Annotated in this window: 21 protein-coding genes; 6 read left to right on the top strand and 15 right to left on the bottom strand. The window is 66.4% G+C overall.

What is annotated here, in order from left to right:
- Window positions 1-34: 34 nt before the first annotated feature.
- The 6 genes from AXYL_RS10705 to panD all read right to left on the bottom strand — a co-directional run bounded on the left by AXYL_RS10705 (window position 35) and on the right by panD (window position 6,945).
- Complete coding sequence (locus AXYL_RS10705; protein ID WP_013392809.1) at window positions 35-1,621, bottom strand: hypothetical protein; 1,587 nt, start codon at window positions 1,619-1,621, stop codon at window positions 35-37.
- A complete protein-coding gene (locus AXYL_RS10700) occupies window positions 1,618-2,487 on the bottom strand; it encodes a TcpQ domain-containing protein (protein ID WP_013392808.1) in 870 nt (289 codons plus the stop codon). The genes AXYL_RS10705 and AXYL_RS10700 overlap by 4 nt, the downstream gene beginning before the upstream one ends.
- Before the next feature lie 190 nt (window positions 2,488-2,677).
- Complete coding sequence (locus AXYL_RS10695; protein ID WP_013392807.1) at window positions 2,678-4,018, bottom strand: extracellular solute-binding protein; 1,341 nt, start codon at window positions 4,016-4,018, stop codon at window positions 2,678-2,680.
- Window positions 4,019-4,022: 4 nt separating this feature from the next.
- Entirely contained in the window at window positions 4,023-5,279 is a 1,257-nt protein-coding gene (locus tag AXYL_RS10690) for a D-amino acid dehydrogenase (RefSeq protein WP_013392806.1), read from the bottom strand.
- Window positions 5,280-5,466: 187 nt separating this feature from the next.
- Window positions 5,467-6,513: a CDP-6-deoxy-delta-3,4-glucoseen reductase gene (locus AXYL_RS10685; protein WP_013392805.1), complete on the bottom strand. Its 1,047-nt coding sequence runs from the start codon at window positions 6,511-6,513 to the stop codon at window positions 5,467-5,469.
- 63 nt (window positions 6,514-6,576) lie between these two features.
- Entirely contained in the window at window positions 6,577-6,945 is a 369-nt protein-coding gene (gene panD / locus AXYL_RS10680; RefSeq protein ID WP_013392804.1) for an aspartate 1-decarboxylase, read from the bottom strand.
- Between the two features lie 209 nt (window positions 6,946-7,154).
- On the opposite strand from panD, the gene sugE reads away from it, so the two are divergent.
- The gene (sugE, locus tag AXYL_RS10675; protein ID WP_013392803.1) at window positions 7,155-7,472 is read left to right on the top strand and encodes a quaternary ammonium compound efflux SMR transporter SugE; all 318 of its coding nucleotides are present in this window, start codon (window positions 7,155-7,157) and stop codon (window positions 7,470-7,472) included.
- A 259-nt stretch (window positions 7,473-7,731) separates the two neighbouring features.
- Window positions 7,732-8,883: an acyl-CoA dehydrogenase family protein gene (locus tag AXYL_RS10670; protein ID WP_013392802.1), complete on the top strand. Its 1,152-nt coding sequence runs from the start codon at window positions 7,732-7,734 to the stop codon at window positions 8,881-8,883.
- Between the two features lie 26 nt (window positions 8,884-8,909).
- Here AXYL_RS10670 and AXYL_RS10665 read toward each other — a convergent pair whose 3' ends face one another.
- From AXYL_RS10665 to AXYL_RS10640, 6 genes are all read right to left on the bottom strand, one after another.
- Window positions 8,910-9,782: an MOSC domain-containing protein gene (locus AXYL_RS10665; protein ID WP_013392801.1), complete on the bottom strand. Its 873-nt coding sequence runs from the start codon at window positions 9,780-9,782 to the stop codon at window positions 8,910-8,912.
- A 94-nt stretch (window positions 9,783-9,876) separates the two neighbouring features.
- Entirely contained in the window at window positions 9,877-10,803 is a 927-nt protein-coding gene (gene thpD / locus AXYL_RS10660) for an ectoine hydroxylase (protein ID WP_013392800.1), read from the bottom strand.
- A gap of 21 nt (window positions 10,804-10,824) precedes the next feature.
- Complete coding sequence (locus tag AXYL_RS10655) at window positions 10,825-11,229, bottom strand: ectoine synthase (RefSeq protein WP_013392799.1); 405 nt, start codon at window positions 11,227-11,229, stop codon at window positions 10,825-10,827.
- The gene (gene ectB, locus AXYL_RS10650; RefSeq protein ID WP_013392798.1) at window positions 11,226-12,533 is read right to left on the bottom strand and encodes a diaminobutyrate--2-oxoglutarate transaminase; all 1,308 of its coding nucleotides are present in this window, start codon (window positions 12,531-12,533) and stop codon (window positions 11,226-11,228) included. Before ectB ends, AXYL_RS10655 begins: the two co-directional genes overlap by 4 nt.
- A 121-nt stretch (window positions 12,534-12,654) precedes the next feature.
- Entirely contained in the window at window positions 12,655-13,215 is a 561-nt protein-coding gene (gene ectA / locus AXYL_RS10645) for a diaminobutyrate acetyltransferase (protein ID WP_013392797.1), read from the bottom strand.
- The gene (locus AXYL_RS10640; RefSeq protein ID WP_013392796.1) at window positions 13,212-13,760 is read right to left on the bottom strand and encodes a MarR family winged helix-turn-helix transcriptional regulator; all 549 of its coding nucleotides are present in this window, start codon (window positions 13,758-13,760) and stop codon (window positions 13,212-13,214) included. Before AXYL_RS10640 ends, ectA begins: the two co-directional genes overlap by 4 nt.
- 261 nt (window positions 13,761-14,021) lie before the next feature.
- Here AXYL_RS10640 and AXYL_RS10635 point away from each other — a divergent pair, with 261 nt between their 5' ends.
- The 4 genes from AXYL_RS10635 to AXYL_RS10620 all read left to right on the top strand — a co-directional run bounded on the left by AXYL_RS10635 (window position 14,022) and on the right by AXYL_RS10620 (window position 20,360).
- Window positions 14,022-14,954 (top strand): MurR/RpiR family transcriptional regulator, encoded by a 933-nt coding sequence (locus tag AXYL_RS10635; protein WP_041653188.1) that lies wholly within the window; start codon window positions 14,022-14,024, stop codon window positions 14,952-14,954.
- A gap of 48 nt (window positions 14,955-15,002) precedes the next feature.
- A complete protein-coding gene (locus AXYL_RS10630; RefSeq protein ID WP_013392794.1) occupies window positions 15,003-16,343 on the top strand; it encodes an aspartate aminotransferase family protein in 1,341 nt (446 codons plus the stop codon).
- A gap of 161 nt (window positions 16,344-16,504) precedes the next feature.
- Window positions 16,505-17,509 (top strand): TAXI family TRAP transporter solute-binding subunit, encoded by a 1,005-nt coding sequence (locus AXYL_RS10625; protein ID WP_013392793.1) that lies wholly within the window; start codon window positions 16,505-16,507, stop codon window positions 17,507-17,509.
- 151 nt (window positions 17,510-17,660) lie between these two features.
- On the top strand, window positions 17,661-20,360 hold the full coding sequence (locus AXYL_RS10620) for a TRAP transporter permease (RefSeq protein ID WP_013392792.1): 2,700 nt from the start codon (window positions 17,661-17,663) through the stop codon (window positions 20,358-20,360).
- Here AXYL_RS10620 and AXYL_RS10615 read toward each other — a convergent pair.
- From AXYL_RS10615 to parC, 3 genes are all read right to left on the bottom strand, one after another.
- Entirely contained in the window at window positions 20,282-21,481 is a 1,200-nt protein-coding gene (locus AXYL_RS10615; RefSeq protein WP_013392791.1) for a DUF418 domain-containing protein, read from the bottom strand. The genes AXYL_RS10620 and AXYL_RS10615 overlap by 79 nt on opposite strands.
- Complete coding sequence (locus AXYL_RS10610; RefSeq protein WP_013392790.1) at window positions 21,478-22,104, bottom strand: TetR/AcrR family transcriptional regulator; 627 nt, start codon at window positions 22,102-22,104, stop codon at window positions 21,478-21,480. Before AXYL_RS10610 ends, AXYL_RS10615 begins: the two co-directional genes overlap by 4 nt.
- A 114-nt stretch (window positions 22,105-22,218) precedes the next feature.
- Window positions 22,219-24,555, bottom strand: coding sequence for a DNA topoisomerase IV subunit A (gene parC / locus AXYL_RS10605; protein WP_013392789.1), 2,337 nt, complete (start codon window positions 24,553-24,555; stop codon window positions 22,219-22,221).
- Between the last annotated feature and the right edge of the window lie 35 nt (window positions 24,556-24,590).

Below are 24,590 nucleotides of genomic sequence, written 5' to 3'. Positions count from 1 at the left end.
TCAAGCAACAAGGAGAGAGGGACCCGTTCCACGCCTAGTACCCTTCCTCGACCTGGGCGGTCACCAGCACCAGGGTCGTCATGCGTTCCGTGGAGGCGCTGTCCAGGCCGCCCGCGATGAGCGGCAGCCCCGGCGCGAGCCGTTGGCGGTCATGCTGGTCCTGGCTGCGGTCGAAACCGGAAACGATGATGGGCTGGCCGGGACGCAGCTCGACCTGCTGCACCGTGCCGTTGCCGTCGATCGTGACCTGCTGCACCTGCACCTGGTTGCCGCGCTCGCCGAAGGTGATGGTCTTCAGGGGCTGGGCGACCGCGTTGTCATAGGCGAGCGACAGCAGGATCTGGCCGTCCTCCTGGATATCCGGCAACAACGTCAGGAACGAACCTACCGTCTCTTCCTTCTGGCTGATGGATACCGCCGGCAGCGAGCCGTTGGCGCCCCCCGCCGTGGTACCGGGGACGGCGGTACTCTGCACCCGGTCGATGTAGCTGAACGTGGTTCTTACCGCGTGCGTGACCGGACGGCGGTTCAGGGTCAGGATGGGAACTTTGTTGTGCCGTACGACGGCTCCCATCGTGCTGAGCGCGGAAACAATGGCTTGCGTGCCCTGGAAGGGCCCCCGGGCCATGGAGGCATCCAGGCTGCCCCCGCCCGCCCCCGCGCCCGGCAGCGCCAGCCGCGCCGCCGCCCCGGCCGCGGCGTAGACGACGTTCCAGTCGATGCCGCCCGAGGTGGCATCGTTGGCGACGACGGTGATTTCCTCGAACACCAGCCGGACGCGGCGGGTCAGCGCCTTGTTCTCGCGCTCGAGGTAGCGGGCGACACGTTCCAGCGCCTCGGGGGTGTCCGTGACGACGATCGAGGTGGCGCCCTCGACCGCGTCGGCCACCACGCCGGAACGCGTCAGGAACGGCGCGATGTTGGCGCGCAGGATAGCCACCGCATCGTGCTGGCCCGCCGACAAGGACGTGTTGGAGGTGCTCTCAAAGCCTTCTCCTTCCGGGCTGCCCTCGCGGCCAAGGCGGACATCCACCTTGCTGGTCAGCGACAAGGCGCGCAAATCGAACACGCGGGTCTCGGTGCGGTAGAACTCGAGCGCGTTGTGCTCGTAGCGCCAATGCACCGAGAAGCGCGCGGCCAGCGCGTCGAGCAGGTCGGCCAGCGGCTGCCCGCCAGCGCGGACCTCCAGGCTGACCGGCGCCGGAATGGACAAGGCGCCGTTGACGGCCAACCGGGGCAGGAACAATTCCAGCGGCAGCAAGGCATCCGGCCGCACCCGCACCGCGATGCCGGTGGCGGCCGTCAGGCGCTGGGCCAGCGCAGACAGGTCGGCGTCGTCGGCCAGCATCAAGGTGGTCCGCACGTTCTCACGCAACGCGGGCGGCAGCGCCACTTCCCGCGCCAGGGGCTGTGGTTTGCCGGCCAGCCACGGCATGGCGACGTCCTGGGCCGCGATGCGTGCGGCGCGGTCCGACAGCCCTTCGACAAAGGCCTGCTGGTGGGCAGCCACCTGGGCCTGACGCGTGTTTGCCGCAAGGCGCTGATCCGCCGCCTGCTGCGACGCCGCGCAGCCGCCCAACACACCAGAGACAACGACAGACAAGCACAGTATCCGCATCATGCCGCAGCCCCCCCTGGCGCGGCCATCCGCGTGCAGGACTGCGCCAGCGGCACCACGCGCAACACCCGGTTGCCGTAGAAGCATGGCTGCAAGGGCTTTTCGGCGAGCTCGGTGGCGCCCAGCAGTTCACGCACGGCGGATTTGAAGTCACCGGAGAACTCGGCCGTGGCTGACAAGGGTATGTCCACGTCCACGGCCCAGTGCTGCGGCTGGAAGGTCCAGCCAGCGAGGTCCGCCCAACGCGCAAGAACGGCTCGCAGCGTGGCGTCCGGGGGAGCAGCGCGATAGACCTGCTGCGGCGCCGCCATCGGTGCCGGCGCAGTAGCGCCGGCCGACGCCGCACCGGCCAGTGGTCCGGCGGCTTGCAACGCGCCGATGACGTGCGACGCCGGCTCGGCAGGCCGCGCCGGGCCGATGCGTTCAGCCGCGGCGGCCAGCGCCAGAGGCGCAGGTTCATCCTGCGGCCTGATCCCCGCCCCACCTGCCGGCCTGGCGTCCGCGACCGCCGGCACACGCTGCGCGCGGGCCATCAGGCGCCCGCCGCGAAACAGCAAGCCGTTCCACCCTCCTGCCAGCACGACATAGGGATCGCGCCTCACGTACGGCAAGGCCCGTTCGCCATCGCTGCCAACACCGAAAATCGCCGGCAACGCCTGCCCCGGCGCGAACTGCAGCCAGGTTTCCTTGCCGTCGTCGAACACCTGCATCGGCGCAACAGAGGGGTCGCCGGACAACTTCCAGTCGAAGCGGAAGCCTTGGGCAGCCTGCCGCGAGGCTTCCCATGTGGATGCGGCCGGACTCTTGCCGGCCCCTGTGCAGGCCCCCAGGCAGGACAGCCCTGCCGCCAGGAAGAAGAAACGAACCATGCCTCACCGCGAGCGAAAGGCGCACCGGAATCGATACGCATGAGAGGCATGGTGTACGAGCGGCCGACTCGTCGCCAGACTGGCATGTACGCATGGATGGTTTGGTCGCGCGGCGGTGGGACAAAAAAAAGCCCGGTCCTGAGACCGGGCTTGCGTCAGGGTGCGGCGACGCGTGCGCCGCCCGCCTGGATCAGCGTTGTGCGGCGATGCTGCGCGCTTGCGTGGCGGCGTTGTTCAGCGCCGCGACCGGCGGCACCTTGCCTTCGAAGGCCTCGTTGAGTTGCTGGTTCAGCACAGGCTCGATGCGCTCGTAGTTGGCCATGCGGAAACCGCGGCTATTCGCCGTGGGGTTGGCGCGCATTGAAGCAATCAGCGCCTGGACGCCCGGAATCCGCTCATAGAACGACACGTCCGACGCGCGGAAAGCGGCTTCGGTCAGCGGCAGGTAGCCGGTGCGCTGATGCCATTCCGCCGCGATGACGGGCTTGGACAGCCAGGCCAGGAACTGCGCCGTGGCCTTTTCCTCGGCCTGGGGATGGCCTTCCAGCGCCCACAGCGCCGAACCGCTCACGAACGGCTTGCCGCCATCCTTGGTGACCTGGTCGTAGTAAGGCAGCGGCGCCACGCCGAAGGACAACGACTTGGTATTGAGGAACTGGCCGAACGCGCCGGTATTGGCCGTCAGCACGGCGCATTCGCCCTTGGCGAACAGCTTGTCGCTGGCGTTGTCGCCCGAGTGCGCCATGAACAGCAGCGAACGCTTCCAGCTCACCATCAGCGAGATATGGCGCATGTAGAGCGTGTCGAACTGCATGGCGGGCGCGGCCGACTTCTTGGTGACCGCGTCCAGCCCGTTGTTGTTGCTGGTGAACTGCTGGTTGTTGATCGGCGCCAGGTTCTCCAGGTGGACCGTGACCTGGTCGCTGGAGGCGTAGGGGCAGTCGATGTCAGCCACGTCGCGCAGTTTCAGCAGCTCGCCTTGCAGGGCGGTCCAGGTGCGCGCGGGCTTGTTGGGATCCAGGCCGGCCTTCTTGTAGGCAGCGGTGTTGTAGAACATCACCGGCACTTCGGCCATCCAGGGGAAGGCCAGCAGGCGGCCTTTGCTGTCGCGCGTGAAGCTGCTGGTGGCCGGCACGAACCAGTTCAGGTCCTTGATCGGGTACTTGGCCAGCAGTTCATACAGCGGCAGCACGGCCTTGTGCTGGGCGACGACTTCAGGCGAGTGGTTGTCGGTCAGCTGCAGCAGGTTCGGGCCCTTCTTGGCCTTCACCGCCGTGACGGCTTCCTGTTCCAGCGCGTTGGACGAGGCGAAGCCGCGCAGCGTCACGCGGACCTGGTCCTGCTCCTTGTTGTATTGCTTGGCGAGCTTTTCGAACTCGGCCTTGTTTGCGTCGGTCAGCGTGTGCCAGACCTGGATTTCGACCGCGGCGGCATTCGCCGCGCCGGCCATCGCCATGGCGGCGCCGAACAACCATGCGCGCCGGCTGGCGAACATCGCGCGGGCAACGCCCGCCAATTGCAGATTCTTCATAGGTTCACAGACCAAGAAAAGGAAACTCCGGTTCCGGCCGCCGTCCGCTGAGCAGATCGGCCAATGCCCGGCCCGAGCCAACGCCCATCGTCCAACCGAGCGTACCGTGTCCTGTGTTGACGTACAGGTTGGGAATACGGCTGCGGCCGATGATGGGCACATTCGAGGGAGTGGACGGGCGCAAGCCCGACCAGTAACTGACGCGCTCGAAATCGAGCGCATCGGGAAAAAGTTCGCGCGCCAGCCGGGTCATGGCTTCGCAGCGGCCGGTGTTCAGGCTGCGGGAATAGCCCGACAGCTCCGCGGTTCCGGCCATGCGCAGCCGGTCGCCCAGGCGCGAGAAAACGACCTTGTGGCTGCTGTCCGTCAGGCTGACCGTAGGCGTGGCGTCCGGCTTGATGACCGGGAACGTCGCCGAATAGCCCTTGGCCGGATAGACATTGCAAGGCACGCCCAGCGGCCGCAGCAGATAGGGACTGAAACTACCCATCGCCACGACGTAGGCATCGGCCGACACGACGCCGTAACGGCCGTCGGGTTCGATGATTTCGATGCTTTGCACCGCGCCGCCCTCGGTCAGCAGGCGCGTGGCGCGCGTGCTGTAGCGGAATTCGACGCCGGCCCGGGCGCAATGCTCGGCCAGGGCCACGGTGAACAGGTGTACGTCGCCGCTTTCGTCCTCGGGCGTGTAATCGCCACCGACGATGGTCTGGCGGTGCGGCGCCAGCGCGGGCTCGATGGCGATGACTTCGTCGGCCGAGACCACGCGGCGTTCCACGCCGAAATCGCGCATGAGGCCGGCGGCGCGCTGCGAATTTTCGAATTCGTGCGGGTCGCGGTAGAAATTCAGGATGCCGCGTTCCAGGTGGTCGTACTGGATACCAAGTTCCGCGCGCATGCCGCGCAGAGTCGCGCGGCTGTATTCCGCCATGCGGACCATGGCGCGGATATTCGGAGCCAGGCGGCTGGGCAGGCACTCGCGCAGGAACGACAGCCCCCACATCCATTGCCGCCAATCCAGCTGCGGACGGAACAGCAGCGGGGCATCATCCTGGAACATCCATTTGAGCAACTTGAACGGGGCCTGCGGGTTGGCCCAGGGTTCGGCATAGGAAACCGAGATCTGGGCGCCATTGGCCAGGCTGGTTTCCTGGGCGGGACCGGTGCAGCGATCTATGACCACGACGTCGTGGCCGGCCTGGTTCAGCCACCAGGCGCTGGAGATTCCGATGATGCCGCCACCCAATACCGCTACTTTCATGCCCGCATTGCTCCTTGCGTGCCAACTCGGATCGCCGACCCTATGTCCACGATCCATGGCAAGCTGCTGCCACGGCAGTTTACCCTGGCGCTTTGCCCGCGCCTACGGAATAAAAAGGGGCGGAAGTCACAAACCTTTCCAGGCCCGCTCGTTCCCCCCCTGCTCGCTCATGCCCTGTTACTCAACACTAGGGCGCGGCCCGGGCCAGGTCCGCTTCGGACGTGAAGGCGTCGGCGTAGAACTCGTCCGCCGGCAGTCCGTTCTGAGCGCTGAATTCGCGCCTTGCGGCGTCCACCATCAGCGGCGTGCCGCAGGCGTAAACCTGATGGCCCGACAGGTCCGCAATGTCCTGCATGACGGCTTCGTGGACGAAGCCGGTGCGCCCCGTCCAACCGTCTTCCTGCAAGGCATTGGACACCACGGGCACATAGCGAAAATCGGGCAGCATGCCCGCCCACGACTGCGCCAGCGCGTCCATGTAGAGGTCGTGCGGACGGCGCCCCCCCCAATACAGGGCCACGGGGCGCTTGATGTTGTGGTGGATCATATGCTCGACGATGGCCTTGACCGGGGCGAAGCCCGTGCCGCTGGCCAGGAGCACGACGGGCTTGTCGCTGTCTTCGCGCAGGAAAAAGGAGCCGAACGGCCCTTCCAGGCGCAGGATTTCGCGCTCTTTCATCTGCGTGTCGCTGGCGCCGAACACGTGGTCGGTAAACACGCCGCCGGGCATGTGCCGGATGTGCAGTTCGAGGGGGCTGCCGGTATGCGGCGCGCCGGCCATCGAATAGCTGCGCCGGCGGCCGTCCTTCAGGATGACTTCGATGTACTGGCCGGCGTAGTAGCGGAACTGCTCGGACGCCGGCAGCTGCAGCTTGATCACCGTGACGTCCGGGGCCACGCGTTCCAGCGTCTGCACGCGCGACGGCAGCTTGCGGATCTGGATGTCGCTGGCCAGGCGGACTTCGGTGGATTCGACCACCATGTCGGATTCAGGCCGGGCCTGGCAGAACAGCGTGTAGCCGTCGGCCAGCTCTTCGGGCGAAAGAATCTGCGCGGGGTACTGCCCCGCGTCGAACTCCCCGGACACCACGCGGCCCTTGCAGGTCGAGCAGGCGCCGTTGCGACAGCTGTACGGCAGGACGATGCCAGCGGCCAGCGCGCCATCGAGCACGGTCTGGCCGGGTTCGACGGGGAATTGGTGCTGGCTGGGTTGGATGATGACCTGGAAGCTCATGATGAAACGGTTCAGGGTGTTAGCGGAGCGCCTCGTTCGCGAGGCGCTCCGCCCGGCCCGGCCTCAGGCCGGGAACTTGCGGATTTCCTTGACGCGGTTGGCGTCGTCCACCAGCACCACCAGCGGCTTGTGCGTGGCCGAGTCGGCCTCGGACATCGGGCCGTAGGTGCAGATGATCATCAGGTCGCCGACCTGGGCGCGGCGCGCGGCGGCGCCGTTCAAGGAGATGGCGCCGCTGCCGCGGGCCGCCTTGATGATGTAGGTGTCGAAACGTTCACCGTTGGTGACGTTGTAGAGCTCGATGCGTTCGAACTCGCGCATGCCGGCAGCGTCCAGCAAGTCTTCGTCGATGCCACACGACCCTTCGTAGTGCAGGTCGGCCTCGGTGACCGTGACGCGGTGCAGTTTTGCCCGCAGCATGATGCGTTGCATGATTGATATCCTGGTTTCGCGTCCCGGAACGCGAAGTGTTGCTAGAGTGATGCCCGGCACCCGGTTTTGCCGTATGAACCCGGTATTCTATAATTTTTGCCGCAGCGGGACGGCCCGTTGCCGCGCGCGGCCGGACGGCCGGTGCGTTTGATACTGGGGACGGCCCCTCGCGCCGGCGGCAAGCCGGCAACACAAGCGTAGGAGTCGTAATGACCTGGATCATCCTGGTACTCGCAGGCCTGTTTGAAATCGTCTGGGCCGTAGGCCTGAAATATACCCACGGATTCACCCGCTTCTGGCCTTCCGCCATCACGGCCGGAGGCATGGCCATCAGCGTCTGGCTGCTGGCGGTGGCGATGAAATCCCTGCCGCTGGGCACCGCCTACGCGGTATGGGTGGGCATAGGCACGATCGGCGCCTTCGTGGCCGGCATCGTGCTGTTCGGCGAGTCCACCAGCTGGATGCGCATCGCCAGCGTGGCCCTCATCGTGCTCGGCCTGGTAGGCCTGAAGCTGTCCTCGGCCTGAGGCCCCGGCAGCGACACGAATGTGCGCGCGGTGTACATGGCGCCGCGCGCCCTGAACGCGCAAGGCCGCCCGCAAGCGGCGCGACGCCCTCTTTCCCTTCGATGAGCCCGGCCATTCCCCACCGGACGGCGCAGTTGGCACGGCATTTGCATATCAGCCGGGACCAGATCAAAGGGAGACAGAACATGCATCCACCCATGCGCGCACGCGCTTACGCCCCGCCCATCCGTCCATGCGCCATTCGCTGGGAGGGCCAAGCATGAGCCTGCCGGAGGACTATCAACTGACCGAGTTTCAACGCATGATCCGCGCCAGCGTGCTACCCCTGCTCGAGGAAGCGCTGCCGCGGGAGAAAATTCGCGAACTCGACGATGCCAGCGAGTTTCCCTTCGAAGCCTACGAGGCGCTGGCGCGGGCCGGATGGATGGGCCTGCCCTATCCCGCACAGTTCGGCGGCAGCGGCGGCTCTTTCAAGGATCTTGCGATCTTTATCGAGGCGGTCGCCTATCACAATGCCCAGATGGCGTCGGCGTATCTGGCCACCGTGGTCTATGGCGGCATGCAGGTTAGCCACGGCGCATCGCAGGAAGTAAAGAGTCGGATCCTGCCCCGCATCATCAGCGGCAAAACGCGCATGGCGCTGTGCCTGACGGAACCCGAAGCAGGATCCGACGTGAGCGCCATCCGCACCCGGGCGGCGCAGGACGGGGACGACTACGTCATCGATGGCCAGAAGGTATTCATCACCTGCGCGCACGTCGCCCACCAGTTGGTGGTCGCGACCAAGACGGAGCGCGACGCAGGACGCCATGGCATCACCCTGTTCATGGTCGACGCCGACGCGCCGGGAGTGACGATCCGGCCGCTCAAGGCCCTGGGCCGGCGGATGATCCATACCAACGAAGTGTTCTTCGACAATGTCCGAGTGCCCGCCGCGCACATGCTCGGGGTCCCGAACGGCGGCTGGAACGGCCTGATGCGCGGGCTGAATCTCGAACGCCTCTGCCTGTCCGCCGCCGCCAGCGGCAACATCCAGCGCATCATCGATTCCGCCAAGGAGTACGCCGATACGCGGACGCAGTTCGGCAAGCCGATAGGCCAGTATCAGGCGGTGGCGCACAAGTTCTCGGACATGCAGATCATGGCCGAGACCACGCGGGTGCTGACCTACCGGGTGGCCGACATGCTCGACGCCGGGCTGCAGCCCACCTCGGAGACAGCGATCGCCAAGGTCGTCGCAACGGAAAACAACTGCAAGTGCGCCGACATGGGTATCCAGATCATGGGCGGCGCCGGCTACATGATGGAAAACGAAATGCAGATGTACTTCCGCGATGCCAGGGTCGGCCCGATAGGCGGCGGCACCAGCGAGATCATGCGCAGCATCATCGCCAAGCAAATGGGGGTATAGCGGCCCCGCCGGAACGGGGCGCGGGATCAGAAATCCAGTTCGATTCCGACCTCGTCGCCCACCTTCAGGCGCGCGCCTGCGGGCGCGTCGAGGATGGCGTTCTGGCCGAACACCACGCCGATCTCCAGATTGCGGTAGCCCGCCAGCGTGCGGCCGGGTTCTTCGTATTGCTGGGCGGTATTCTGGTCGATATCGGGAATCGAGCAACGGGTGCAAGGCTTGACGAAAGCCATCTTCACCCCTGCAGCCTCGATCATGGCGGTGTGGTCTTCCTCGAAGGCTTCCCATTCGCCCTGCACGACGATATTGGGGCGAAACCGGTCCATCGGCACCGGCGCCACGCCCTTGGCCTGCAGGCGGGCATTCAGATCGTCCAGCGAGGCCTGGTTGGCCACCAGCAACGGAAAGCCATCGGCAAAGCCGAAACAGTGCTGGCCCGCGAACGGTTCCGCCAGGTCGGGATGCGCGTCCAGCCAGCGCGAAACCCAATCCGGCTTGGCATTGCGTTGCGCGGCCGCATCCATCTTGTACAGGCGGCACGGCGTCTTGAGGAAATCGGAAAACCACAGCCCAGCCGCCGCGCTTTCGCGCCGGCCGGAAGTGGTATCGCTCCAGACGGCCACGGACTGCGCCTCTGGATCGAGTCCCGAGCCGTCCAGGGCCACGTCCAGATCGGGCATGCCCGGCGCGGACAGGCGCAACGTATCTGCCGTAAGCGCCGTGCGGATCAGCGCCATCGCGGGCCATTGCCGCTGTGTCATGAACTGGCCATCGGCGCCGATCAGCATCCAGCGGCGGTCATGGGCCAGCCCCGCGCGGTCGATGGGCGATTCGTCCAGCGCGATGCCCGCGCAGGATTTGACCGGGTAGATGTGCAGGCTGAGGATGCGGGCGGACATGGCGTGCGAGATCTCAATGTAGCGGAGTGCGCAGAGAATAGCAGAGGCCCACAAGAAAATGCCCAGGCAGCGCCTGGGCATTTACACAGGGGGATCAGCCCCCGACCAGCTTTAGGGTATCCAGCGGTGTGACCGCCTTGAATCCCTTGCGCGTCGCGATGTGCTCGGGACGCGGCGTCAGCCCGTACTTGGGCGGGTTCAAGGTGTTGTCCATGCTGTTGTAGACCATGAACACGTTGGCGCGCGGCCAGGGCGAGATATTGCTGTTCGAGCCGTGCATCGTGTTGCAGTCGAAGAACACCACCGAGCCGGCCTTGGCCGTCATGGAGCGGATGCCGCCCTGCTCCACCAGCAGTTGCAGGCTGACCGGATCCGGCACGCCGTATTCCTGCTTCTTCAGCGACTGCTTGTAATGATCATTCGGCGTTTCACCCACGCACGAAATGAACTGCCGATGCGAACCGGGCACCAACATCAGAGGGCCGTTGCACTCATTGTTGTCGGTCAGCAGCACCGAGCAACTGAGGGCGCGCATCGCCGGCATGCCGTCTTCGACGTGCCAGGTCTCGAAGTCGGAGTGCCAGTAGAACTCCTTGCCCTTGAAGCCCGGCTTCATGTTGGCGCGCGACTGGTGGATGTACACCTCGGAGCCCAGGATCTGCCGCGCCACGTTGACCAGCCGCGGATCGCGCACCAGGCGCGACAGGATGGGATTGAGCACGTGCACCATGAAGATCGAGCGCACCGCATTGCTGCCGGGCTCGGTGATGGACTCTTCGCGGCGGACGATCGAGGGGTCGCGCGTCATGCGCTCGACCTCGGTGGACAAGGCGCGGATTTCATCGTCGGAGAACAGGTTCTCCAGCAGGATGAAACCGTCGCGCTCGTATTGCTCGACCTGGCCGGCATTCAATGCGCTGGCGTACTGGCCGTTTTCATAGACCACCGGATCCTGGCGGGCAATGATGGCGGAACTTCGATCCGTACGGGAGGCGTACGGATCCTGTGCAGGTGAGATCATGCGAACCTCCTTGTATGTATGTCAGGCCGCTTGGGCCTCGGCCTCGGGCAAGGCGTAGACGCCTTCCTTGTCGTGCACTTCCTGGCCGGTCAGCGGCGGGTTGAAGACGCAGATGACACGCAGCGGCTCCTTGCCGCCGCACAGCCAGTGCTCGTCGTTTTCGTTCAGGGCATAGACCACGCCGGGTCCCAGGTCGTACTTCTTGCCGTCGGCGATGGTCTCGATGGAGCCGTCGCCTTCAATGCACCACACCGCTTCAAGATGGTTCTTGTAGTGGATGTGGGTGCGGCCGCCCGGGAAGATGGTGGTCTCGTGAAAGGAGAAGCCCATGCCGTCCTTCTTCAGCAGCACGCGGCGGCTGACCCAGGTGTCGGTGCGGACTTCGTCGGCGGTGCCGATCACATCTTTGACATTGCGTACGATCATTGACGTTTTCCTCCAAATTTCAGGATGCGGGCGGACTGCCCTTCTTCGGCGAGCGCTTCCGCGACGCTGGCTTCGATCACGTCCAGGCCCTTGCTCAGCAGTTCTTCCTCGATGGTCAGGGCGGGCAGCAGCTTCAGCACTTCGTCCTGCGCGCCCGAGGTCTCGATCACCACGCCCTTCTTGAAGGCGTTCTGCGCGATGCGGTTGGCCAGCGCGGGCGTGGCGTTGCACACCAGCCCCTGGATCAGGCCGCGGCCGCGCGCCGACAGGCCGGCGTTGGGATAGCTATGCACCAGGTTCTCCAGCCAGTCGCGCACCTGGCGCTCCTTGCGCTGGATCTCGGCGGTGAAGGCGGTATTGGCCCAATAGGTTTCCAACGCCTGGGTCGCGGTGACGAAAGCCAGGTTGTTGCCGCGGAAGGTGCCGCTATGAGCGCCCGGCTTCCAGACGTCCAGCTCGGGCTTCATCAGCACCAGCGACATCGGCAGGCCGAAGCCCGACAGCGACTTCGACAGGGTAATGATGTCGGGGCGGATGCCGGCAGCCTCGAAGCTGAAGAAAGTGCCGGTGCGGCCGCAGCCGACCTGGATGTCGTCCACGATCAGCAGCATGTCGTGGCGCTTGCACAGCTTTTCCAGTTCCTTCAGCCAGCGCAGCGTCGCCACGTTGACGCCGCCCTCGCCCTGCACCGTTTCCACGATGACGGCGGCGGGCTTGTCCATGCCGCTGCTGGGATCTTCCAGCATGCGCTCCAGGTAGGCCATGGTGTCCACGTCCGGACCGAAGTAGCCGTCGTAGGGCATGAAGGTGGTGTTGCCCAGGGCATAGCCGGACGCCTCGCGGAACTTCATGTTGGCCGTCACCGCCAGCGAACCGCCGCTCACGCCGTGAAAGCCATGGGTGAACGAGATGACGTTGGGACGCCCCTTCACCTGGCGCGCGATCTTCAGCGCGGCTTCCACCGCGTTGGTGCCGGTCGGGCCGGTGAACTGCAAGGTGTATTGCCAGTTGCGCGGCTTGAGCAGCACGCGGTCCACCGTCTCCAGGAAACGCTTCTTCGCGCTGGTGGCCATGTCCAGGCCATGCACCACGCCGTCCGACTGGACGTACTCCAGCAGCTTTTCCTTGAGAACAGGATTGTTGTGGCCATAGTTCAGCGTGCCGGCGCCGCTGAAGAAATCGATGTATTCGGTGCCGTCCTCATCGATCAGGGTCGAGCCCCTGGCCTGGCTGAATATCACGGGGAACGACCGGATGTAGCCCCGTACCTCCGACTCCATCCGGTCAAAGATCTTCAAGTCCATGATTAATCCTCCCTTTCATCTCATAAGTGGACGGACGGCCAGAGCCCTTCCGGGTGCGCGGACGCATCCGGATCGGCCAACCATCCCGGTATTCGATAAGACCGCTGGGCTTGCGCCGCCCCTAGGGGGCTGGCAAGGCGAACGGACCTATCCTCAACAACATCTCGTCGTCATGGTCCGCGCCGCCGAACAGTTGCCGGTCGAAGAACGGCTGTTCGGAGACGTGGGCGCCGAGTTCGCCGGCCAGGCCGGCAAAGCTGCGGCGCGATGCCTGGTTGTCAGGCCCCACCGTGGTTTCGAGATAGCGGACATGCTCGAGACCCTTGCGGCGCAAGAGCTCGCGTAGCATGGCGCGGCCCAGTCGATGGCCGCGTGCGCGGGTGTGCACCGCGACCTGCCAGACAAACAAGGTGTCGGGCCGGTCCGGGATCACGTATGCGGAGATAAAACCGTCGATGCGTCCGCCGGCGCTTTCGGCCAGGACGCAGGTGTCGCGGAAGTGCTCAACAAGGAGCAGGTACGCGTAGAGGGAATTCAGGTCGAGCGGCGGGCACTCGGAAATGAGGCGGTGGATGGCGGCGCCGTCTTTGCGGTCGGGCAGACGCATGGTATGGGTCTGCGCGCTGACCGCCGGCGCCACGGCACTTGAGAGGGTTGGGGTATCCAGTTCGTTTTTCTTCATGCAACGATTCCTGATTCAGGGGGTGCCCCGCCCGTGGGCACTTCAAGGATGGGCGAAGACACATCGCCATGCGTCTCGACGGCGGCCTGGCCGTCCTGTTCCATGAGCGCCACGATGCGCTCCAGGGACAGCGTGATGGTGGCCTGTTCAAGTTCGGGCAAGGCGTTGAGCGCGTCGGCCAGGTGCTTTTGCAACGGCGACGGCGCGCCTTGCGCCAGGTCGCGGCCCGCGTCGGTGGCCGTGACGAATACGATGCGGCGGTCTTCGCGGCCGCGTTCGCGGCGGATCAGGCCCTTGTCTTCCAGGCGATCCAGGATCCCGACCACGGTACTGGGACTGACGTGCATTTCGCGGCTGATGGCGGTGGCCGTCATCGGCCCGTTGGCCATGACCGTGCGCAGGCACATCAGCTGCGGCGCCGTGATGTGGCTGACGGCGGACAGCTGGCGCGAATGCAAGGCGATCGAACGCGTGATGCGGCGCAGCGCCCGCAAGATGCGCAAATCGTATTGCTGTGAGGGATCGGATTTCGCGGCGTCAGTCATGGGAAAAAGAAGGTTCGGTCAAATTCATTTCTACACAAATGATATGCGCACGATTCATTCCCGTCAAACAAAAATCCCGTTGCATGATGTAAGTAAATAAGCGCTGATTTGCGGAGGATAACGGCGGATTTCATGGAATTACCTGCGTGGCGCCTCTTCTTTCCGTCCCCAGCGCTCTAGGTGAAAATCCTTATAAAAACATATGTTTTTTTCGTGATCACAGATTTATCATCTGTTTTTTATGAAAGCCTGCTGCCGTACATGTCCCTGCCCACCGACCTCCTCCTGACCCTCCAGGAAAAACTGGAACAGCTGCCCCCGGAACTACAGCGGGCGGCGCACTGGGTCGTGGCGCATCCCGCCGAGGTCGGCCTGTGGTCCATGCGGCGCCAGGCGCAGACCCTGGGCGTGGCGCCGGCGACGATGCTGCGGCTGGCGCGCGCCGTTGGCTTTTCCAGCTACGAAGACTTCCGCCTGCCCTTCCAGCAGGCCTTGGCGGGACAAGCCACGCCGGGGCTGCGCGACCGCGCCGCCGCCTTGCAGGCCGCAGCGGGCGAACCCGCCGCGCCCGGGCACGATGTGCTGACCGACTACCAGATCCAGGCCATGAGCTCCGTCTGCGCGCTGAATCCGCCCTCTGCCTTCGACGCCGCGGTGCAGACCCTGCTGGAGGCCAGGCAGGTCGGCTTCCTGGGCACCCGCTCGGCCTTCGGCATTGCCTTCCAAATGCGTTACGCCTACCAGCTGGTGCGGCGCAACAGCATGCTCATAGACGGCCTGGGCGGCGCGCCCGCCGAGCAGGCCGACAACCTGGGGACGGGCGATGCGCTGATCGTGATTTCGCAAGCGCCCTATCCCACCGCCACCGTGCAGCTGGCCCGCCAGGCCGCGCAGCGCGGCGTGGCGCTGATCGCGCTGACTGATGATCCCTTGTCGCCGCTTGCCGTCGACGCCCGCCATACCCTGCGCTTTGCACCGCCGGATCGCGAAGGCGTGCGGGCCCGCCCGGCGCGCCAAGGTCCCGGTTCGTTCTTCCACACCACCGCTGGGCTGCTCGGGCTGGCCGAGCATCTGATCGCGCGCCTGACCGCGCGCGGCGGCGACGAAGTGCTGAACCGCCTGACCGAAGTGGAACAACGCCTGCTCAACGACAACGTCTACTGGAGCAGCGCCCCGCCGCGCCGCCCCGCCTGATACCCCGCCCGGATTCGTCTTCAACCTCTTGCATTGCGGAATTGCCCCATGAACCACACCCATGTCATGCATCGTTCATTACGCCAGACGCCTGCCGTCGCGGTCCGCGGCCAGGGCGTGTGGGTCTATGACAGCGCCGGCCGCTCCTACCTCGACGGTTCGGGCGGCGCGGCGGTCTCCTGCCTGGGGCACAACCACCCCGACGTCCAGGCCGCGATGCACGCGCAGATCGACGCGCTGGCCTACGCCCACACCAGCTTCTTCACGACCGAGGTCGCCGAGCAACTGGCAGAGCGGCTGGTGGCCGACGCGCCAGAAGGCGTCTCCCATGCCTACTTCGTCTCGGGCGGATCGGAAGCCGTCGAAGCCGCGCTGAAAATGGCGCGGCAGTACTTCGTGGAAATCGGCCAGCCGGAACGCCGCCACATCGTCGCGCGGCGCCAGAGCTATCACGGCAACACGCTGGGCGCGCTGGCGGTGGGCGGCAACGCCTGGCGTCGCGCGCAGTTCGCGCCGCTTCTGATCGAAGTCGAACATGTCTCGCCCTGCTACGCCTACCGCGACCAGCGCGAGGGCGAAAGTCCCGAGCAATACGGCGAGCGCCTGGCGCAGGAGCTGGAGCAGACCTTCGAACGACTGGGTCCGGACACGGTGATGGCCTTCGTGGCCGAACCGGTGGTCGGCGCCACCGCTGGCGCCGTCACGGCGGTGCCAGGCTATTTCCGGCGTATCCGCGAAGTCTGCGACCGCCACGGCGTGCTGCTGATCGCCGACGAGGTCATGTGCGGCATGGGCCGCACCGGCACGCTGTACGCGGTCGAACAGGAAGGCATCAGGCCCGACCTGATCACCATCGCCAAGGGCCTGGGCGGCGGCTATCAGCCGATCGGCGCGGTGATGGTTCAGCAGCGTATCGTGGACGCCATGCAGCAAGGCAGCGGCTTCTTCCAGCACGGCCACACCTACCTGGGCCATGCGATCGCCTGCGCCGCATCGCTGGCCGTGCAGGACGTGATCCGGCGCGACGGCCTGCTGGCGCGCGTGCAAGCGCAGGGCGCAGGCTTGCGCCAGCGCCTGGACAGCGCGCTGGGCGCGCATCCGCATGTGGGCGACATCCGCGGCCGGGGCCTCTTCATGGGCGTCGAGCTGGTGCAGGACCGCGCCAGCAAGCAGACCTTCGACCCGGCGCTGTCGCTGCATGCGCGCATCAAACGCGAGGCCATGGCCCTTGGCCTGATGGTCTACCCGATGGGCGGCACCATCGACGGCCGCCAGGGCGACCACGTGCTGCTCGCCCCGCCCTTCATCATTTCCGACGATGAGCTGGACCAGTTGACCGAACGTCTGGTCGGCGCCATCGACGCCGCCATTGCGCAGACGCGGGCCTAGAGCCTGCTTGCCTGCAAGCGCGGCGGACGTCGATCCGCCGCGCCGCCCGCCTGGCGCGGGCTCGTGATGATACGCACAGGGTGCTCCGCGGCTCGCGGGGCGCGCCAACCGCCGGCCAAGACCGGCAATATCACGGGGAAAAAACCCCAAAAGGAGTTTGCATGACCACGTCCGTCAAACACCCCTTGGGCCATCGCAACGCCTGGACGCTCGCAGCCGCGGGTCTCGCCACGGCCTTGCTGTCCACGGCGCCGGCTCCGGCCTCCGCCCAACAGAAGTTCGTCAGTATCGGCACGGGCGGCGTCACCGGCGTCTACTATGCCGCCGGCGGCGCGATCTGCCGCCTGGTCAACAAGGACCGTTCCAGCCACGGCATCCGCTGCTCGGTCGAATCGACCGGCGGCTCGGTCTTCAACGCCAACACCATCAAGGCCGGCGAGCTGGACCTGGGCGTGGTGCAATCCGACGTGGGCTTCAACGCCTACAAGGGCGAAGGCCAGTTCAAACAGGCCGGGCCGTACGCCAAGCTGCGCTCGGTGTTCTCCATCCACCCCGAGCCCTTCACCGTAGTGACGCGCAAGGAAGCCAATATCAAGAACTTCGAAGACCTGAAGGGCAAGCGCTTCAACGTCGGCAACCCCGGCTCGGGCACGCGCGCCTCGATGGAGGAATTGCTGAGCACCATGGGCTGGACGCTGAAGGATTTCTCGCTGGCGTCCGAGCTGCGCCCCGACGAGCACGGCTCGGCGCTGTGCGACGGCAAGATCGACGGCTTTTTCTATGGCGTGGGCCACCCCTCGGCCAACATCCAGGACCCCACCACCAGCTGCGGCGCCAAGCTCGTGTCGCTGACCGGCCCCGCCGTGGACAAGCTGGTCGAGAAGTACCCGTACTATGCCCACGCCTCGATTCCGGCCGGGCTGTATCCGAACAACCCGACGGAAACCAAGACCTACGGCGTGACGGCCACCTTCGTCACCTCGGCCGACGTGCCCGAGGCCACCGTCTACACCGTGGTCAAGGCGGTGTTCGACAACTTCGACGACTTCAAGAAGCTGCACCCCGCATTCGCCAATCTGAAGGCGGCGGACATGGTGAAGAACGGGCTGTCGGCGCCACTGCATCCGGGCGCCGAGAAGTACTTCAAGGAAAAGGGCCTGCTCTGAGGCCTGGGCCTCAAGGCCGCTGACACGGCACGCCTTCGTGACCTGGGCTCACGCCCGGCGCGCAGGCTGCCGCACCTTGCGCGGCGCAAGCGCGCAAGGACACAACGCGCGCCGCGCCGCCGGCGCGCGCCATGACACGTAGGGGAATTTCATGACTAAAGAGCCGCACACGCCGGCCCCGGACCTGGAACAGCTGGTCGCCGACGCCGACCGCGGAGGCCGCAATGCCGGCGGCCTGGCGGGCGCCACGCTGGCGGCGGGCGCGCTGATCTGGTCCTTCTTCCAGCTCTGGTACGCATCGCCGCTGCCATTCTCGCTGAACTGGGGCATCTTCAACGACACCGAGGCGCGCGCCCTGCACCTGGGCATCGCCATGTTCCTGGGCTACCTGGCCTACCCCGCCAGCAAGCGCTCGGCGCGCGACCGCATGCCCTGGTACGACTGGGCGCTGGCGCTGATGGCGGGCTTCTGCGGCAGCTATCTGTACCTCTTCTATAACGAGCTGGCGGGCCGCCCCGGCCAGCCCACGACCATGGACGTGGCCACTGCGGCGATCGGCCTGGCGCTGCTGCTGGAAGTGACGCGCCGCGCGCTCGGCCTGCCCATGACGGTACTGGGCCTGGTGTTCGTCGCCTACGCCCTGGCCGGCCCCTGGCTGCCCGACGTGCTGGCGCACCGCGGCGCTTCGCTGGAACGCCTGATGTCGCACATGTGGCTGACGACCGAAGGCGTGTACGGCGTGGCGCTGGGGGTGTCGGTGTCGTACATCTTCATCTTCGTGCTGCTGGGTTCCATGCTGGACAAGTGCGGCGCGGGCAACTACATGATGCAGGTGTCGTTCGCGCTGCTGGGACATCTGCGCGGCGGGCCGGCCAAGGTGGCCGTGGTGTCCTCGGCCGTCAACGGCCTGGTGTCGGCGTCGTCGGTGGCCAACGTGGTGACGGGCGGCATCTTCACCATTCCCCTCATGAAGAAGGCCGGCTACGGCGGCGTGCGCGCGGGAGCGATCGAGACCGCCTCGTCCGTCAACGGACAGATCATGCCGCCCGTAATGGGCGCCGCCGCCTTCCTGATGATCGAATACGTCGGCATCCCTTATACCGACATCATCCGCCACGCGATCCTGCCGGCCTCGATCTCGTACATCGCGCTGTTCTACATCGTCCACCTGGAAGCCCTGAAACTGGGGATCCAGCCCATGATGGCCTCGGGTCCGGCCCGTACGCCGCTGCAGAAGTTGGCCGGATGGGGCATGGGCATCAGCGGCACCTTGCTGGTGATGGGCGCCGCCTACTGGATAGGCACGGGCGTGCAGGCCATGGCGGGCGCCGCGGCCATCTGGGTGCTGCTGGCCATCCTGGCGGCGCTCTATCTATGGCTGCTGCGCATCGCGGCGCGCCATCCCGATCTGCCCCAGGATATCGACATCAACCATCCGGTACGCCCGCAGCCCTGGCCCACGGTGCGCGCCGGGCTCTACTTCCTGATTCCCATCGGCATCCTGGTCTGGTGCCTGAGCGTGGAAGAACTGTCGGCCGGCCTCTCGGCGTTCTGGGCGGCAATGGCGATGCTGTTCCAGATGGTGACGCAGCGTCCGCTGATCGCCTGGTTCCGCAAGCAGCCGGCAGCCCCGGCCTGGCGCCAGGGCTGGCGCGACGCGATCGGCGGCCTGGAGGACGGCGCCCGCAACATGATAGGCATCGCCATCGCCTGCGGCACCGCCGGGCTGATCGTCGGCGCCATTACCCTGACCGGCCTGGGCCTGCGCATGACGGCCTTCGTCGAGCTGGTGTCGATGGGCAACGTGCTGCTGATGCTGATCTTCACGGCGGTGGTCTGCCTGATCCTGGGCCTCGGCATGCCGACCACGGCCAACTACATCCTGATGGCGACGCTGATGGCGCCCGTGGTGGTGGAACTGGGCGCGCAGAGCGGCCTGGTCATTCCGCTGATCGCCGTGCACATGTTCGTCTTCTATTACGGCATCATGGCCGACATCACCCCGCCCGTGGGGCTGGCCACGTTCGCGGCTGCCGCCATCTCGGGCGAGGACCCGATCAAGACCGGCATCCAGGGCGTGACCTACGCGGCGCGCACGGCCATCCTGCCGTTCATGTTCGTGTTCAACCCCATGCTGCTGCTGATCGACGTCACCTACGGCTGGGAGCTGGCCCTGGTGGTGACGGGCGCCACCATCGCCTCGCTGACTTTCGCCGCCGCCACCATGCGCTGGTTCCGCGTGCGCTGCACGCTGGTCGAAGTCGGCGTGCTGCTGCTGGTCACGTTCATGCTGTTCCGCCCGGACTGGTTCATGGACCATTTCGCGGCCCGCCATGAAAGCCGGCCCGCGTCCGAGATGCAGGCCATCGCGGGCGCGCTGCCCGACAATGGACGGTTGACGGTGGTGCTGCGCGGCATCAACCTGGAAGGCGACGAGCTGACCAAGACCGTGGCCGTCGCCCTGCCTGAATTGACCGACAACGCTGGCGGACAGGACGCCGGCCGCAAGCGCCTGGCCGAGGCGGGATTGACGCTGATGAGCCTGGGCGACCAGACGCAGATCGGCGGCGTGCGCTTCGGCAGCCGCGCCCAGCGCGCGGGCTGGGAACAAGGCTGGGACGTGGTGGAAGTGAAGGCGCCCAACCCGCAGCGCTGGTCCGACTTCTGGGTGTACGTGCCCGCGCTGCTGTTGTTGGCGGGCATGTGGACGCGCCAGGGCCGTCGGGATGGCGGCGCCGCCGTCGGCCGGCTGCGCGCGCCAAGCCGGTCTGATCAGTCCGCCCGCGCGCGCCGCCAGGCCGGCCATGCGCCGATGGTGAGCGCGCGCAGGAACCATTCCACCGGGCCGTAAGCATGGCGCCGCAACCACCATGCCGACAGCGGCAGCTGCGCCGCGAAAATCGCCACGGCGATGCAGAATGCCGCCAGCGGCGAAACCGAGGCGAACAGCCGCAGGCCCCAGGCGGTGAACAGGAAGGCGCAGACGACCGACTGCATCAGGTAGTTGCTCAGCGCCATCCGTCCGGCCGGCGCAAGCCAGCCCGCCAGCCGCGCACCGGACGGGGTGCGCATCGCCAGCAGCAAGGCCGCGGCGTACGACATGCTGAGCAGCGGCGCGGTCAGCAGGTCGGCCGCCAGCCCCGGCAATTCCCAGGCCACACCCGCCGATGGCAGCGCGCTGAAGGCGTAAGCGGCGGACCCCGCCAGGCCAGGCCCCAGGCCCAGCGCGCACAGCAGCCACAGTGTCCGCGGCTGGCGCCAAGGGTCCGCCAGCGCATGCCGGCGGCCCAGCGCGTAGCCAGCCAGGAACATGGCGAACGCGAACGGCCCTTGCACGAACAGGACCGTGAACCACACTCCCTCAGTCAGCTCCTTCATATGCTGCGCGATGGTGCTGCCTATGGTGCCCCGGTACGCCTCGATCGCGCTCAGCGCATCCGCGTAGTACTGCGCCGTGTACTCCGGCGGCACCGGATCCAGGTAGCTCAACGCCCCCATGATGGCCCACAGCGACGCGGTCAGCACGATGATCCACAGTGAAATGCGCAGCGCCCGCCTGGGCTCCATGCGCCGGCACAGCAGCAGGGCCAACCCCAACAACGCATAGGTAAGCAGGATGTCGCCTTGATAGAACAGCACGGCATGCGCCAAGCCCAGCAGCGCCAGGCCCGCCAGCCGCCGCAGGAAGCGCGGCGCGAAGGCCGCCTGGCTGCGCTCGGCGGCGCTCATCTGCAGGGTGAAGCTGTAGCCGAACAGGAACGAAAACAGCAGGTAGAACTTGGTCTCGAACAGCCAGGCGATCAGCCAGCGCACGGTCAGGTCCAGCGGTTGCGAGTAGCTGGGATCAGCGACGCCGGCGCCATAGAACGGCGAAGAGAACACGCCGATGTTGACCACCAGGATGCCGAACAGCGCGAAGCCGCGCAGCGCGTCGACCTGCTCCAGCCGCGCGTAGGTTGCCGGCGCGTTCATGCCTGCCTCCCTGCGGCTGCGGCCCGCCCGGCCTTGCCAGGGGGCAGGCAGCGCAATAAGGCCTGCTCCAACAGGCGGCTGCCCGCTACCGCGCCAAAAGCGGGATCGACCACCGAACGGCTGTAGACGCCGTCCAGCAGCAGCAACAAGGTGTCGGCCATTTCCGCTGGCGGCTGCGGCGGCAAGCGTTGCGCCCAGATTGTTTCCAACAGCGCCACCAGGCCGGCCTTGCGTGCAGCCTCGTTCTCCATCACCAGCGCATGCACCCGCGGGTTGCGCACGGCTTCGGCCAGGATTTCCATGCCCAGCCTGACGTAGGCCGGATCCTGATGGAGCGCCAACTGCGCGCCGACCCAGTCCGCCAGCGCCCGCCGCGCGTCCGGCGCGGCGCACGCTTCCCGCATGAGCTCGCGCGCCGATGCCGTGTCCGACGCGATCAGCGCTTCGACGATTTCGGCCTTGCTGCCGTAGTAATGGAACAGGTTGCCCGGGCTCATTCCGGCGCGGGCGCAGATCTGCGCCGTGGACGTCGAATGGAAGCCTTGCTCGGCAAAGCAGTCCGCCGCCGCGGCCAGTATCTGATTCCGTCGTTCCTGCTGCTTGATGGGGTCGATCTTGCGCATCTTTAATTAATAGACTGAATAGTCTATCTATTAAATACCGGGATCTCGCCGCTGGTCAACAGGCGAAAAAACGGCGGGCCGAAGCCCGCCGCATTCTTGCCTGCCCGCCGGGGCCTAGCCCAGCACCGGCGACAGCACCGGCTGCTTCGGCCGCACGTCCAGCGCCCGGCCCTTGCGCGCGCGCTTGCCGATGTACGGCGCCAGCGCATCGCCCACCAGGATGTCCTCGGTGTGCTTGTTGCGGTAGATGCCGGCAGCGCGCAGGCCGCCCGCGCCAATGGGCACGGTCTGGTCCAGCTTGTCGGTCCCGTCCAGCCCCATCAGGATGGTGCCACGGCCGCCGCCGGACAAGGTCTTGACCTCGTCCAGGCCGAAGACCAGGAACTTGCCCTTGTGCGAGAGCAGCGCCAATTGCTTGGCGCCGGCGAACAGCGGCACCGGACGCAGGAGTTCGTCGCCCTCTTCCAGGGTGATGAACTGCTTGCCGGCTCGCTGGCGGCTGACCATGTCGGACAGCTTGGCGGCAAAGCCGTAGCCGCCGCGCGTGGCCAGCAGCCAGCGGCTGTCGGGCGCGGCCGCGATCGTGTGGACGATGCGCGTGCCGCTGCCCAGGTCGATCATGGTGGTGACGGGTTGGCCGTCGCCGCGGGCCGAAGGCAGACCGCCGACCGGCACCGAATAGACGCGCCCGTTGTCGCCCACGGCGATCAGCGTGTCGGTCGTGCGGCACTCGAAGGCGCCGTACAGGTCGTCGCCCTGCTTGAAGCCGAATTGCGAGGCGTCGTGGCCATGGCCCTGGCGGGCGCGCAGCCAGCCCTTTTGCGACACGATCACGGTGACGGGTTCGTCCAGCACCTTGGTTTCGAGCACGGCGCGCTCGGCGGTCTCGATCAGCGTGCGGCGGTCGTCGCCATACTGCTTGGCGTCGGCCTCGATTTCCTTGATCAGCAGGCGCTTGAGCGAGGCGGGATTGTCCAGCAGTTCCTGCAGGCGCACCTGGTCCTCGCGCTTGTCCGCCAGTTCCTGTTCGATCTTGAACCCTTCCAGGCGGGCCAGCTGGCGCAAACGCATTTCCAGGATGTCCTCGGCCTGCCGTTCGGACAGCTTGAAGCGTTCCATCAGCGCGGCGCGCGGTTCGTCGGATTCGCGGATCGTCTGGATCACTTCGTCCACGTTCAGGTAGACGACCATGCGGCCTTCCAGCACGTGGATGCGGTCGATGACCTTGTCCAGGCGGTAGCGCGTGCGACGCACCACGGTGTTGGTGCGGAACGCAATCCATTCGACCAGGATGTCGCGCAGGCCCTTCTGGCGCGGCCGGCCGTCGGTGCCGATGCACACCAGATTGATGGACGAGCTGCTTTCCATGCTGGTCTGCGCCAGCAGGGTGTTGACGAATTCGTCACGGTCCACGCGCGAGGTCTTGGGTTCGAAGACCAGGCGCACGGCGGCGTCCTTGCCGGATTCGTCGCGCACCGCGTCCAGCAGGTTCAACATCACGGCCTTGGCCTGGGTCTGCTCGGGCGTCAGGCTCTTCTTGCCGGTCTTGACCTTGGGGTTGGTGATTTCCTCGATCTCTTCCAGCACCTTCTGGCCCGAGGTGCCGGGCGGCAGCTCGGTGACCACCAACTGCCACTGGCCGCGCGCCATTTCCTCGAACTGCCAGCGGGCGCGCACCTTGAGCGAGCCGCGGCCGCCCGCGTAGATCTGGGCGATGTCCTCGGCCGGCGTAATGATCTGCCCGCCGCCCGCGAAGTCCGGACCCGGGATCAAGGCGTGCAGCTCGGCGTCCGGCAATTGCGGATGCTTGATGAGCGCCACGCAGGCCTGCGCCACTTCGCGCAGGTTGTGCGGCGGAATCTCGGTGGCCATGCCGACCGCGATGCCCGAGGCGCCGTTGAGCAGCATCACGGGCAGGCGCGCCGGCAGCATCTGCGGCTCTTGCTGGCTGCCGTCGTAGTTGGGCACGAAGTCCACCGTGCCTTCGTCCAGCTCGTCCAGCAGCAGCTTGGCGATGGGCGTCAGGCGGGCTTCGGTGTATCGCATGGCGGCGGCGTTGTCGCCGTCGCGCGATCCGAAGTTGCCCTGGCCGTCGATCAGCGGATAGCGCAGCGAGAAATCCTGCGCCATGCGCACCATCGCGTCATAGGCGGCCTGGTCGCCGTGCGGGTGGTATTTGCCCAGCACGTCGCCCACGACGCGCGCGGACTTCACGGGCTTGGCGCCAGCGGCCAGTCCCATCGCCTGCATGGCGTACAGGATGCGGCGCTGCACCGGCTTCTGCCCGTCACCCACGTCAGGCAGGGCGCGGCCGCGCACCACGGAAACCGCGTAGTCCAGATAGGCCTGCTCCGCGTAGCGCGCCAGGGTGATGGCGGCATCGCCATCGCCGTCGCCATCGCCACCGGACGGGTTGGAATCGAACAAGCCAGGTTGATTGCTGTCGGTCATGATGTATTCAGGTAGACAATTTCATCGAAACGGCG

Source organism: Achromobacter xylosoxidans A8, assembly GCF_000165835.1.
GTDB classification, from domain to species: domain Bacteria; phylum Pseudomonadota; class Gammaproteobacteria; order Burkholderiales; family Burkholderiaceae_B; genus Achromobacter; species Achromobacter xylosoxidans_B.
This window is presented reverse-complemented; position numbering and strand designations above follow the sequence as displayed.